The 13,388-nt window shown below is 75.0% G+C and carries 7 protein-coding genes and 1 pseudogene; 5 read left to right on the forward strand and 3 right to left on the reverse strand.

From position 1 onward, the window contains the following. The first annotated feature begins 103 nt into the window (after positions 1–103). The 4 genes from mfd to GA0070558_RS34300 all read left to right on the forward strand — a co-directional run bounded on the left by mfd (position 104) and on the right by GA0070558_RS34300 (position 7,535). A complete protein-coding gene (gene mfd, locus GA0070558_RS13285; protein ID WP_091279202.1) occupies positions 104–3,784 on the forward strand; it encodes a transcription-repair coupling factor in 3,681 nt (1,226 codons plus the stop codon). A 95-nt stretch (positions 3,785–3,879) separates the two neighbouring features. Further along, a complete protein-coding gene (locus GA0070558_RS13290) occupies positions 3,880–4,683 on the forward strand; it encodes a hypothetical protein (protein ID WP_091279205.1) in 804 nt (267 codons plus the stop codon). Next, positions 4,680–5,753, forward strand: coding sequence for a nucleoside triphosphate pyrophosphohydrolase (locus GA0070558_RS13295; protein WP_091279208.1), 1,074 nt, complete (start codon positions 4,680–4,682; stop codon positions 5,751–5,753). The genes GA0070558_RS13290 and GA0070558_RS13295 overlap by 4 nt, the downstream gene beginning before the upstream one ends. Before the next feature lie 159 nt (positions 5,754–5,912). After that, entirely contained in the window at positions 5,913–7,535 is a 1,623-nt protein-coding gene (locus tag GA0070558_RS34300; protein ID WP_091279211.1) for a DUF885 domain-containing protein, read from the forward strand. A 254-nt stretch (positions 7,536–7,789) separates the two neighbouring features. Here GA0070558_RS34300 and GA0070558_RS13305 read toward each other — a convergent pair. The 3 genes and pseudogenes from GA0070558_RS13305 to GA0070558_RS13315 all read right to left on the reverse strand — a co-directional run. Then, a pseudogene (locus tag GA0070558_RS13305) lies at positions 7,790–10,279 on the reverse strand (cation-translocating P-type ATPase); the annotation flags it as partial. Between the two features lie 82 nt (positions 10,280–10,361). Then, a complete protein-coding gene (locus tag GA0070558_RS13310) occupies positions 10,362–11,204 on the reverse strand; it encodes an NAD(+) diphosphatase (RefSeq protein WP_256091914.1) in 843 nt (280 codons plus the stop codon). Beyond that, the gene (locus tag GA0070558_RS13315; RefSeq protein WP_091279349.1) at positions 11,201–11,890 is read right to left on the reverse strand and encodes a hypothetical protein; all 690 of its coding nucleotides are present in this window, start codon (positions 11,888–11,890) and stop codon (positions 11,201–11,203) included. The genes GA0070558_RS13310 and GA0070558_RS13315 overlap by 4 nt, the downstream gene beginning before the upstream one ends. A 214-nt stretch (positions 11,891–12,104) precedes the next feature. Between GA0070558_RS13315 and eno the strand changes: the two genes are divergently transcribed. Beyond that, a complete protein-coding gene (gene eno / locus GA0070558_RS13320; RefSeq protein ID WP_077936171.1) occupies positions 12,105–13,388 on the forward strand; it encodes a phosphopyruvate hydratase in 1,284 nt (427 codons plus the stop codon).

The raw sequence follows: 13,388 nt of genomic DNA on the forward strand, positions 1-13,388 counted from the left end.
GCCGGTCAAGCGGGGATAGGCTGGGGTGCTGTCGACCCCCCGTCCCCGCCGGGCGCGGGGGCTCCGCCGTGTGCCGTCACCGTGCCACTGGGAAGTGATCAGATTGCTCACCGGACTCTTCGCCGCCGCCCTGGCCGACCCCGGGCTGGCCCGGGCGCGTGACCTGGCCCGTTCCGGTGCCGCGCAGGTCGACGGGCTGGACCTGACCGCCCCGGCGGCGCTGCGCCCGTTCGCCGTGGCCGCCGTCGCCGCCGACCCGGGGGCCGCCGACCGGGGAGCCGCCGCCGAGCCCGCCGGGGGCGCGGGGCGGCCCGTGCTGGCGGTGACCGCCACCAGCCGGGAGGCCGACGACCTGGCCTCGGCGCTGGGCAGCCTGCTGCCGCCCGAGCAGGTCGCCGTCTTCCCGTCCTGGGAGACGCTGCCGCACGAGCGGCTCTCGCCCCGCTCCGACACCGTCGGCCGCCGGCTGGCCGTGCTGCGCCGGCTCGCCCACCCCGACGCCGCCGACGCGCACGGGCGCACCGGGCCGCTGCGGGTGGTCGTCGCGCCGGTGCGGTCGCTGCTGCAGCCGCAGCTCAAGGGCCTCGGCGACCTGGAGCCGGTGCGGCTGGCAGCCGGCGACGAGGCCGACCTGGAGGAGGTCGCCCGCCGGCTCACCGACATGGCGTACGCCCGGGTCGACCTGGTCACCAAGCGCGGCGAGTTCGCGGTGCGCGGCGGCATCCTCGACGTCTTCCCGCCTACCGACGAGCACCCGTCCCGGGTCGAGTTCTGGGGCGACGAGGTGGAGGAGATCCGCACCTTCGCCGTGGCCGACCAGCGCACCATCGAGGCCGCCGGGCTGCTGTGGGCCCCGCCCTGCCGGGAGCTGCTGCTCACCCCGGCCGTGCGGCGGCGGGCCGCCGCCCTGGCGGCCGAGCACCCCGAGCTGGCCGAGATCCTCGACAAGCTGGCCGAGGGCATCCCCGTGGAGGGGATGGAGTCGCTGACCCCGGCGCTGCTCGGCGGCGAGAGCCTGGAGCTGCTCCTCGACTGCATGCCGGCCGGCACCCACGTGCTGCTCTGCGACCCGGAGCGCATCCGCACCCGGGCGCACGACCTGGTGCGTACCTCCGAGGAGTTCCTCCAGGCCAGCTGGGCCGCGGCGGCCGTCGGGGGCCAGGCCCCGGTCGACCTCGGGGCCGCCGCCTTCAAAACCCTGGCCGACGTACGCGCGCACGCCCGCGCCCTGCGCCGGCCCTGGTGGACCCTCGCCCCGTTCGGGCTGGCCGACGCCGACGCGGCGGCCCCCGCCCGGCAGCCCTGGGAGGACGCGCCGGCCGAGGTCGACGTCACGCCCGACGACGCGATCGCGGTGACCCTGGCCGCCCAGCCGGCCCCGCTCTATCACGGCGAGACCGACCGGGTGGCCGAGGACCTCAAGCGTTGGGCCGGCGACGGCTGGTCGGTCGCGCTGGTCTTCGAGGGCCACGGCCCCGCCCAGCGGGCCGTCGAGGTGATCCGCGACGCCGGCCTCGGCGCCCGGTTCGTCGAGCAGGTGCCGGCCGCGCCCGCCCCCGGCGAGGTGCTGGTCACCTGCGGCGGCCTGACCGGCGGCTTCGTCGCCGAGGCGGCGAAGTTCGTGCTGCTCACCGGCAACGACGTCACCGGCGGCCGGGGCACCTCGACCCGCGACATGCGCAAGATGCCCAGCCGGCGGCGCAACACCATCGACCCGCTGGAGCTGAAGGCCGGCGACCACGTGGTGCACGAGCAGCACGGCATCGGCCGGTACGTCGAGCTGGTGCAGCGCACCGTCAACGGCGCGAGCCGGGAATACCTGGTCATCGAGTACGCGGCGAGCAAGCGCGGCCAGCCCGGCGACCGGCTGTTCGTCCCCACCGACCAGCTCGACCAGCTCTCCCGGTACGTCGGCGGCGAGCAGCCCACCCTGCACAAGATGGGCGGCGCGGACTGGCAGAAGTCCAAGGCGCGCGCCCGCAAGGCGGTCAAGGAGATCGCCGCCCAGCTCATCCAGCTCTACGCCGCCCGCAAGGCGTCCAAGGGGCACGCGTTCGCCCCGGACTCCCCGTGGCAGCGGGAGCTGGAGGACGCGTTCCCCTGGCAGGAGACGCCGGACCAGCTGGCCGCCATCGAGGAGGTCAAGCGGGACATGGAGCAGACCGTCCCGATGGACCGGCTGATCTGCGGCGACGTCGGGTACGGCAAGACCGAGATCGCGGTGCGGGCGGCGTTCAAGGCGGTGCAGGACGGCAAGCAGGTGGCCGTGCTGGTGCCCACCACCCTGCTCGTGCAGCAGCACTACAACACGTTCGCCGAGCGGATGAGCCAGTTCCCCGTGCAGATCCGGCAGCTGTCCCGCTTCCAGACCCCGAAGGAGTCCGAGCGGACGCTGGAGATGGTCGGCGACGGCACCGTCGACATCGTCATCGGCACCCACCGGCTGCTCCAGACGGCGACCCGGTTCAAGTCCCTCGGCCTGGTCATCGTCGACGAGGAGCAGCGCTTCGGCGTCGAGCACAAGGAGCACCTGAAGACGCTGCGCGCCTCCGTGGACGTGCTGAGCATGTCGGCCACCCCGATCCCGCGCACCCTGGAGATGGCGATCACCGGCATCCGGGAGATGTCGACGATCGCCACTCCGCCGGAGGAGCGGCACCCGGTGCTCACCTTCGTCGGCGCGCACGACGAGCGGCAGGTGGCCGCGTCCATCCACCGCGAGCTGCTCCGCGACGGGCAGGTGTTCTACCTGCACAACCGGGTCGAGTCGATCGAGAAGGCGGCGCGGAAGATCCGGGAGCTGGTGCCGGAGGCCCGGGTCGCGGTGGCGCACGGCCAGCTGGGCGAGGAGGCCCTGGAGAAGGTCATGGTCGGCTTCTGGGAGAAGGAGTTCGACGTCCTGGTCTGCACCACGATCGTGGAGTCGGGCATCGACATCCCCAACGCCAACACGCTCATCGTGGAGCGGGCCGACCTGCTCGGCCTGGCCCAGCTGCACCAGATCCGGGGCCGGGTGGGCCGGGGCCGCGAGCGGGCGTACGCGTACTTCCTCTATCCGCCGGAGAAGCCGCTCACCGAGCACGCCCACGAGCGGCTGGCCACCATCGCCCAGCACACCGAGCTGGGCGCGGGCATGTACGTGGCGATGAAGGACCTGGAGATCCGGGGCGCGGGCAACCTGCTCGGCGGCGAGCAGTCCGGCCACATCGAGGGCGTCGGCTTCGACCTGTACGTCCGGATGGTCGGCGAGGCGGTGCAGGCGTTCAAGGGCGAGCGCCCCGAGGAGGAGACCGACGTCAAGATCGACCTCCCGGTGGACGCGCACCTGCCGCACGACTACGTCGGCGTGGAGCGGCTGCGCCTGGAGATGTACCGCAAGCTCGCCGAGGCCCGCGACGCCGACCGGCTGCGCGAGGTCGTCGCCGAGATGACGGACCGCTACGGCGAGCCGCCCGCCCCGGTGCAGAACCTGGTGGCGGTCGCCCGGTTCCGGCTGCTGGCCCGCCGCTACGGCCTCACCGACGTGAGCATGCAGGGCAAGCACCTCCGGTTCGGCCCGCTGCCGCTGCCCGACTCCAAGCAGCTGCGGCTCAAGCGCTACCACCCCGACTCGGTCTACAAGTCGGCGCTCGACCAGGTCAGCGTGCCCCGGCCGAGCACCCGCCGGATCGGCGGCGAGCCGCTGCGCGACCAGGCGCTGCTGGAGTGGTGCGCTCAGCTGTTGAAGGACGTGCTGGGCGACCCGGCCCCGGTGGCCCAGCCGGCCGGGGCGGGCGCCCGGTGAGCGGGGGCGGGGGCAGGGCCGGGCGGCGGGTCCGGGGCGGCACTGCGTGGTGGGCGGCGTCACGGCCGGTGGGGGCGCATGAGAGAGTGACGGTCATGCGTGCTCGCCGTCTCATCGCCGCCGCCAGTGTCGCGGCCCTCGGTGTCCTCTCCCTCACCGCGTGCGGGAAGGCCGCGCCGGACGTCGCCGCGTACGTCGGCGACGCGAAGTACTCCGTCGACCGGGTGGACGACATCTACGACGAAGCCCAGGCCAAGTACGCCGACGCGATCCGGGCGCAGGCCGGGCAGGGCGGGGCCACCCCGGCGCCGGAGCAGCTGCGCTCCACGGTCACCCGGCAGGACGTGCTCAACCTGCTGGTCAGCATCGAGCTGGGCAAGCGGGTGGTGGCCGAGCAGGGCGTCACGGTGGCCGACGAGGTCAAGCCGGAGCAGCTGGAGGAGCAGCTCCAGATGCCGGCCTCCACCGAGTACGTCCAGCTCTGGGGCGAGTGGGTGGACATCTCCGGCGCGCTCGGCGCGAAGCTGCCTACGGCCGAGGTGAGCGACGAGGCGGTCATGGCCGTCTACGAGGCCATCGCCAAGACCGGGGCGATCCAGCCCGGCCTGACCGTGGCGCAGGTCCGGCAGGCTTTCGGGGAGAGCGGCGGCCCCGGCAGCCAGGGCGGCTTCGTGCGGGCCGCCACCGCGCTCAGCAACGCCCTCCAGCAGGAGGCCGAGAAGGCCGGCGCGTCGATCAACCCCCGGTTCCGGCCGGTCGGCGTCCCGTCGGTGGTCAGCACCGGCCAGTCGCTGGTCTTCTACTCGCTGCCGTACATCAACCAGAACGGCCCGGTGACCGACATCTCCACCCCGCAGGCCCCGGCGGAGTCGAGCGCCCCGGTCGCGCCCGGGGCATGACCGCCCGGATCGTCCTGCTGGTCACCTCGCCCCGCCTCCCGGTCGGGCTGCTGACGGCGGCGGCCTGGGACGTCGTACGCGGCAACCCGGTGCTGGCCGGCGCGGAGAGCGAGCTGACGGCGGCGGTGCGCGCGGCGGGCGCCGAGGTGACCGTGTCCGACGGCCCGGCGGTGCCGGCGCTGCTGCACGCGGCGGCGGCGCACGGCGCGGCGGTCTGGCTGGCCGGGCCGGCCGGCGACGAGTCGCTGGCCCGGGAGCTGGGCCTGCGGCTGGCCCGCGAGCCGGGCCTGGCCGAGCTGGAGCTGATGTACGGCTCGTGGGACCCGCCGGGCGCCCGGCTGCTCGACGCGGTCGAGGTGATGGACCGGCTGGCCTCGCCGGGCGGCGACCCGTGGAAGCGGGCGCAGACGCACCGCAGCCTCGCCGGCTACCTGATCGAGGAGTGCTACGAGGCGTACGACGCGATCGGCGCGGACGACACCGACGCGCTGCGCGAGGAGCTGGGCGACGTGCTGCTCCAGGTGCTGCTGCACGCGCGGATGGCCGAGGAGCTGCCCGACGGCGCGCGGTGGACCGTCGACGACGTGGCCGGCGGCCTGGTGGACAAGATGATCCGGCGCAACCCGCACGTCTTCGCCGACGACCGGGCCACGACGCTCGACGAGATCACCGCCAACTGGGAGCGGATCAAGCGGGCGGAGAAGGCCCGCGACTCCGTGCTCGACGGGATCGCGCCGAGCCTGCCCGCCCTCGCCCTGGCCGCCAAGATCCTCGACCGGGCCGGGCGCGCGGGCCTGACGGTCCCGCTGCCGGCGGCCGACGCGCGGCCCGACCCGTCGGCCGACCCGTCGGCCGACGCGGAGGCGCGGCTCGACTCGGGGCCTCGGGTCGACGCGGAGGCGCGGCCCGACCCGTCGGCCGATCCGGAGGCGCGGCTCGGCGCGGAGCTGCTGGCCGCGGTGGCGGCGGCCCGGGCCGCCGACCTGGACCCGGAGGCGGCGCTGCGCCGCACCACCCTGGCGTACGCCGACGCGATCCGCGCCGCCGAGCGCACCACCCCCCGCCCCTGACCCGCCGCCGTCCCGGCCGGGCGGCCCGCTTCGCGGACCCGCCCGGCCGGCCCGGCCCGCGCGACGAGATCTTGGTACGAAAGTGCCCCCAGCGGGGCCGTTTCCTACCAAGATCTCGTCGGGGAGCGGGTGTCGGGGGTGGTCGGTAGGGTTCGGGCCATGGAAGCGTTCGTGCCGCTCGCCGAGCGGATCGTCGAGGCGTTGCTGGAGAGCCGGCCCGGGTTGGCCTCCTCCGCCGGGGACCACCGCTACGACGACCGCCTGCCCGACCTCTCCGCCGAGGCGGTCGCCGCCGACCAGGCGATGCTGCGGGACGCGGCAGACGTGCTCTCCGAGATCGACCCCGACTCTCTCGACACCGACGAGGGCGTCGACCACGCGCTGCTCACCGCCCTGGTCGACCGGGAGCTGTTCGAGTCCGACGAGATCCGCAGCCACGAGTGGGACCCGCTGCGGCACAACCCGGCCCCGCTGCTGCACGCCCTGCTCGCCCGGCCGTTCGCCCCGGCCGACGTGCGGCTGACCAGCCTGGCGGGGCGGCTCGCCGCCGTACCGGACGCGCTGGCGACCGCGCGCGCGACGCTGCGGGACGTGCCCCGGGTGCACGCCGAGACGGCGGTGGGGCAGTTCACCGGTGCGGCGGCCCTGGTCCGCGACGAGGTGCCCCGGCTGCTCGCCGAGGAGCCGGGGCTGCACGACCGGGTGGAGCCTGCCGCCACGGCCGCGATCGCCGCGCTGGACGAGTTCGTGGCGTGGCTGCGCGCCGGGCTGGCCGCCGACGCCGGCCCGGGGCGGGACCCGAGGCTGGGTCGGCGGCGCTGGGAGGCCCGGCTGTGGCACACCCTCGACACCGAGCTGGGCGCCGCCGAGGTGCAGCGTCGCGCCTGGGCCAACCTCGACCGGGTCACCGCCGAGCTGCGCGAGGCGGCCGTCGAGCTGGTCGGCGGCCCGGCCGACGACGAGACCGTGCGCCGGGCGCTCGACCTGCTGGCCGCCGAGCACCCCGACGACCAGACGATCGTGGATCTGGCCTCGGTCACCCTCGACGAGGCGACGGGCTTCGTCCGGGCGCACGACCTGGTGACGTTGGTCGACGACCCGTGCGTGATCCAGGAGATGCCGGAGTTCGCCCGGGGCGTGGCGGTGGCCTACTGCGACTCGCCCGGCCCGCTGGAGATCGCGCCCGTGCCGACGTTCTACTGCATCGCGCCGACCCCGGCCGACTGGTCGGCGGCCCGGGTCGAGTCGTTCTACCGGGAATACAACGACCACATGATCCGCAACCTGACGGTGCACGAGGCGATGCCGGGGCACTTCCTCCAGCTCGCCCACGCCCGCCGGCACGTCGGCCCCACCCGGGTCCGGGCGCTGGCCAGGTCCGGCCCGTTCGTCGAGGGCTGGGCGGTCTACACCGAGGAGCTGATGGCCGGCCTCGGCTACGGCGGGCTGCCGGTGCAGCTGCAGCAGCTCAAGATGCAGCTGCGGATGACCATCAACGCCCTGCTCGACCAGCTCGTGCACTGCGACGACCTGTCCGAGGCCGAGGCGATGGCGCTGATGACGGGCCGGGGCTTCCAGGAGGAGGGCGAGGCGGCCGGCAAGTGGCGGCGGGCGCTGCTCACCTCGACGCAGCTCTCCACCTACTTCGTGGGCTACAGCGAGGTCGCGGAGATCGCCGCCCTGCGTCCGGTTGGCGTGTCGGTGCGCGAGTGGCACGACGCGATGCTCGCCCACGACTGCCCGCCCCCACGCCACCTCCGCACCCTGCTCAGCGGGTGGTGAAGCGACCGGCCCGCCGGTGGGTGCGTCGCCGTCGGGTCGCCTCCGGCGAACGGCGCGGGTCGGGCGGGCGGAGCAGGTCCGAGGAGGCGAACAGGGTCCGCTTCGCCAGCTCCACCAGCCCCAGGTACGCCACGGTCAGCGCCGCCACCACCGGCACGAACAGCGGCGGCAGCGGGCTGAACCCGAGCGGCCCGGCGACCGGCAGGTACGGGATGAGCCAGGCGACCGCCACGGCGGCCAGCAGCGGCCAGCAGCGGCCGGCTGGGCCGGCTGGGCCGGCTGCGCCAGAACGGGCTGGCCCGAGTGCGGATGGCGAAGACGACGAGGGTCTGGGTGGCCAGCGACTCGACGAACCAGCCGGTGCGGAACTCCGTCGGTCCGGCGTGCAGCACCCCGAGCAGCAGCGCGAACGCGAGGAAGTCGAACAGCGAGCTGAGCGGCCCGAAGGTCAGCATGAACCGGCGGATCTCCCGCAGGTCCCAGTGGGCGGGGCGGGCGAGCTGGTCGGCGTCCACCCGGTCGGTGGGGATGGCGATCTGGCTCAGGTCGTAGATCAGGTTGTTGAGCAGGATCTGGCCGGGCAGCATCGGCAGGAACGGCAGGAACGCCGACGCCCCGGCCGCGCTGAACATGTTGCCGAAGTTGCTGGACGTGCTTATCAGCACGTACTTGATGGTGTTGGCGAAGATCCGCCGGCCCTCGGTGACCCCGTCGGCGAGCACGTCGAGGTCCTTGTCGAGCAGCAGCACGTCGGCGGCGTCCCGGGCCACGTCGGTGCCGGTGTCGACGGAGATGCCGACGTCGGCGGCGTGCAGGGCGAGCGCGTCGTTGACGCCGTCGCCGAGGAACGCCACGTCCCGGCCGGCCGTGCGCTGGGCCCGCACCAGCCGGGCCTTGTCCTCGGGCGAGACCCGGGCGAACACGCTGGCCCGTTCGATCGCCGCCGGCAGCGCCGCGTCGTCCAGCCGGGCCAGGTCCGCCCCGGTGAGCACCCCGGTCACGGGGAGCCCGAGCTGCTCGCAGACCCGTACCGCGACGGCCGGGTGGTCGCCGGTGATCACCTTGACGGTGACGCCGAGGGCGGCGAGCCGGCGCACGGCGCCCGCCGCGTCGGCCTTCGGCGGGTCGCGCAGCACCAGCAGTCCGGCGAGGCGCAGGTCCCGCTCGTCGGCCGGGTCGAGCCCGGCCAGGTCGGGGGCGGGCCGGCTGGCCACCGCGACCACCCGGCCGCCGTCGGCCAGTCGCGCGTCGAGGGCGTCCCGCGCCTGCTGCGGTACGTCCACACAGAGCGCCAGCAACTCCTCGGCCGCGCCCTTGGTGACGAGGAGCCGCCCGTGCGGCCCGTCGACGAGCACGCTGACCCGGCGGCGCTGGTGGTCGAAGGGGAGCACCGCCACCCGCCGGTACGCGTCGACCGGCTGGGCGGCGGCGGCCGGGGCCTGCCAGAGCGCCCGGTCCAGCGGGTTGCCGTCCGCGCCGTCCGGCCCGGCCTCGTTGGCCAGCAGCCCGGCGAGCAGCGGCCCGGGGCCGGCGGCGTCGAGCGGGCCGGCGGCGTCGGGCGGGTGGGTGGCGTCGCCCGGGTCGGCCGCGTCCGGCGGGCCGGCGGCCCCGGGCGGTGCCGGGGTGCCGACCGGCTGGCCGTCCGGGCCGAGCGCCTCGGCGAGGGTGAGCCGCCCGTCGGTCAGCGTGCCGGTCTTGTCGGTGAACAGCACCTCGACGTTGCCCAGGTCCTCCACGCAGACCAGGCGCTTGACCAGCACCCGCCGGGCGGCCAGCGCGCGGGTGCCGGCGGCCAGGCTGGCGGTGACGATCGCGGGCAGCAGTTGCGGGGTGATGCCGACGGCGATGGCCAGGCTGAACAGCACGGCGTCGATGACCGGCCGGTGCAGCACCAGGTTGATCACGAAGATGAGCGCGGTGAGCACGCCCGCCACCCGGGCCAGCAGCAGCGAGAACCGGCGCAGCCCCTGCTGGAACTCGGTCTCGCCGTGCCGGGTGCCCAGCCCGACGGCGATCCGGCCGAACGCGGTGTGCCCGCCGGTGGCGACGACCAGGCCGACGCCCGAGCCGGCCCGCACCACGGTGCCCATCAGCGCGCCGGAGGCGAGGTCGTCGGGCGGCGTGCCGGGGGGCACCGGCGCGGTGTCCTTGACGGCGGCGGTGGACTCGCCGGTGAGCGCCGACTCGTCGCACTCCAGCCGGTGGGCCTCGATCAGCCGCAGGTCGGCCGGGACGACCTGGCCCAGCCCGATCCGCACCACGTCGCCGGGGACCAGGTCGACGACGTCCACCGTCTCCACCCGGCCGGCGCGCACCACCGACGCGACGTGCCGGACCCGGTCGTGCAGGGCCGCCCCGGCCCGCTCCGCGCGGTACTCGTTGGCGAAGCCGAGGCCGACGCTGACCGCGAGGATCACCCCGATCACCACGGCGTCGGTGCGCTCGCCGACGAAGAACGAGACCGTCGCGGCGGCCAGCAGCAGGCCGAGCAGCGCCGAGCGGAACTGGCGGGCCAGCACGGCGAGCGCGGACACCCGGTGGGTGCGTACCGCGTTCGGGCCGACCCGGTCGCGCCGTCGGCGTACCTCGTCGGGGGTCAGGCCCTGCGGGTCGGCGTCGAGGGCGGCGAGGGCGTCGGCGACGGTCAGCGCCGCCGCGTCGGTCGCCGCGAGCCACCCCTCGTCCTGTGCCGCTCCGGTCGCGTGCACCGCCACCGCCCCCACCTCGTCCTCCCGCCATTGCACACCGTGGGCGGGCCGCCCGGGTCAGCATCCGTCGGGACGGGCCGGCGCGGTCAGGGCCGGACGGCCCCCGGCGCCGGGGCGGTCAGCCCGCGAGGCGGGCGGCGACGTGGTCGACGAGCCAGCGGGAGATGGAGTACGCGGGCGGCAGCTCCGCCGGCAGCCGGTCGAGCGGGAACCAGCGGGCCTCGGTCAGCTCCCGACCGTCGACGACCGGCTCGGCGGTGGTGTCGGCGACGGTCGCGGTGAACCCGGCCAGCAGCACGCCCGGCCCGGACAGCGCCCACGGCTGGCTGCCGAAGTAGGTGAGCCGCCCGAGGCCCAGCCCCACCTCCTCGCCGACCTCCCGGCGCGCGGCGTCCTCCAGCGACTCGCCGGCCTCCACGAACCCGGCGACCAGCGCCCACAGCGCCGTCGGCCCGGACGCGTGCCGGACCAGCAGCAGCTCGTCGGGGCCGCCGGTCGGCCCGGGGCGGGTGATGGCGACCAGGACGGCGGCGGAGAGCCGGATCGGCACGTACAGGTCGCAGCCGGGGCAGCGGCGGGACTGCTCGCCCGGCACGTCGGCCAGCTCGGCCCGGCACGCCCCGCACCAGCGGTGGGTGCGGCGGAAGGTGAGCACGGCCAGCGCCCGGCCGGCCAGGTCCGCCAGCGGGGCGGGCAGCGCGGCGGCGAGCGACCGCCAGCTGCGCCACCTGCCCTCCGGCGGCTGGTCGTCGGTGGCGTCCGCGCCCCAGGCGGGCACGCCGTCGAGCGTGCCGAGGGGCACCCAGTCGGTGCCGGCGGGCAGCTCGCCGACGCGGGGGAAGTGGCCGTCGGGGCCGGTCAGCAGCTTCCGCCCAGCGAGCACCAGGGCGAGGTCACCGGGCTGCGGCGGGCCGTCGTGCGGTGCCCCCGCCACGAACGCGCCCGCGGGGTGTTCCGTCACGAGCCGGTGCGGCGGTCCACGACGCCCGCGCCGGCCGGCAGCTCGAAGCTCGCCCCGTCGACCGTGTCGGTGTAGCGGTCGAGCGCCAGCTCCATCGGGGTGCCGTCCACCTCGCCGGTGAAGCTGCCGAGCACGCCCTCGGTGGTCATGCAGGCGGTGAAGTCGCCGGCCGAGCGCTTGACCTGCACGCAGGCGGCGTGGTGCCCGGCGAGGGTGGTGTCGGTCTCCTCGATGACGGCCTGCGGGTCGAGCGCGGCCTCGGTGAGCAGCCCGACCACCACCGGCGGGGTGACCAGGCCCCGCCGCTTGGCCTCGGTGAACAGCTCGACCGACGGCCGGGCGTTCGGCGGGGGCGGGGCGAGCAGCGTGCAGACGGCCTTCCCCGTGCCGGTCTCGCAGCGGGCGGTGGCGTCGACGGTGACGGTCAACTTCCCGCCCGGCCAGGTGTACGCCGACCGGGCCGGGTCCTGCGCCTGGGCGATGGTGGCGGTCCGGCCGCCGGGGAGCTGGTACTCGGCCGAGTAGGTGAGTTCGAGCGCCCGGTCCAGCCGGGCGGCGAAGTCGTTGACCAGGTCCGACCGCCCGACCGCCTGACCGGCGTCGTCGAGGGCCTGACAGCCGGTGACCGAGAGTGACGCGATGGCCGACAGAGCGAGCGCGCGGAACGTGGTCGAGGCGGCGGGCATGGCCACCAGCCTTGTCGATCGGGTCCACGTCGCGCAAACCCGTTGCCGGTTGAGGGCCGAGAATCCGGGAATGTCCGACCCGCACCGTCCCGCCGGAAGCGCCGGGCGACGCGCCGCGCCGCGCTGTCGCCCGATACGCTGCGTTCAACACCTGCCTCAGCCGCACCGTCGCGGCCCATACCGGACCGGAACCACACAAACGAGGAGCGACTCAGTGGCAACCATCGAGGGAATCGTCGCCCGGGAGATTCTCGACTCGCGGGGCAACCCCACGGTCGAGGTCGAGGTCGGGCTCGACGACGGCACGATCGCCCGCGCCGCGGTGCCGTCCGGCGCCTCCACCGGCGCGTTCGAGGCGGTCGAGCTGCGCGACGGTGACAAGGACCGCTACCTGGGCAAGGGTGTCGAGAAGGCCGTCGCCAACATCGAGGACAAGATCGTCGACCAGCTCATCGGCTACGAGGCCAGCGAGCAGCGGCTGATCGACCAGAAGATGATCGACATCGACGGCTCGGACAACAAGGGCGAGCTGGGCGCGAACGCCATCCTCGGCGTGTCCCTGGCCGTGGCCAAGGCCGCCGCCGGCAGCGCCGAGCTGAGCCTGTTCCGCTACCTGGGCGGCCCCAACGCGCACCTGCTCCCGGTGCCGATGATGAACATCCTCAACGGTGGGGCGCACGCCGACTCCAACGTCGACGTCCAGGAGTTCATGATCGCGCCGATCGGCGCGCCCACCTTCCGCGACGCGCTGCGCTCCGGCGCGGAGGTCTACCACGCGCTCAAGTCGGTGCTGAAGAAGAAGGGCCTCTCCACCGGCCTCGGCGACGAGGGCGGCTTCGCCCCCAACCTGCCCACCAACGCCGCCGCGCTGGACCTGATCGCCGAGGCGGTCGAGAAGGCCGGCTACCGGCTCGGCACCGACATCGTCTTCGCCCTGGACGTGGCCGCCACCGAGTTCTTCGACAACGGCACCTACACGTTCGAGGGCGCGGCGAAGTCCGCCGAGGAGATGAGCAACTACTACACCAAGCTCGCGGGCGACTACCCGATCGTGTCCATCGAGGACCCGCTGGCCGAGGACGACTGGAGCGGCTGGGCCACCCTGACCGCGGCGATCGGCGACCGGGTCCAGATCGTCGGCGACGACCTGTTCGTCACCAACCCGCAGCGCATCGCCCGGGGCATCGCCGAGAAGGCCGCGAACGCCGTGCTGGTGAAGGTCAACCAGATCGGCTCGCTGACCGAGACCCTCGACGCGGTCGAGCTGGCCCACCGGGCCGGCTTCCGGTGCATGATGAGCCACCGCTCCGGTGAGACCGAGGACACCACCATCGCCGACCTGGCGGTGGCCACCGGCTGCGGCCAGATCAAGACCGGCGCCCCGGCCCGCTCGGACCGGGTGGCCAAGTACAACCAGCTCCTGCGCATCGAGGAGGAGCTGGCCGACGCGGCGCGGTACGCCGGTGCGGGCGCGTTCCCGCGTTACCGTTCGGCCTGA

Source organism: Micromonospora haikouensis, from assembly GCF_900091595.1.
GTDB lineage: Bacteria > Actinomycetota > Actinomycetes > Mycobacteriales > Micromonosporaceae > Micromonospora > Micromonospora haikouensis.

What these genes read in the sequence shown, in the direction of transcription:
- GA0070558_RS13290 (WP_091279205.1), top strand. Translation starts at nt 3,880, where the DNA reads ATGCGTGCTCGCCGTCTCATCGCCGCCGCCAGTGTCGCGGCCCTCGGT.
- GA0070558_RS13295 (WP_091279208.1), top strand. Translation starts at nt 4,680, where the DNA reads ATGACCGCCCGGATCGTCCTGCTGGTCACCTCGCCCCGCCTCCCGGTC.
- GA0070558_RS34300 (WP_091279211.1), top strand. Translation starts at nt 5,913, where the DNA reads ATGGAAGCGTTCGTGCCGCTCGCCGAGCGGATCGTCGAGGCGTTGCTG.
- GA0070558_RS13315 (WP_091279349.1), bottom strand. Translation starts at nt 11,890, where the DNA reads ATGCCCGCCGCCTCGACCACGTTCCGCGCGCTCGCTCTGTCGGCCATC.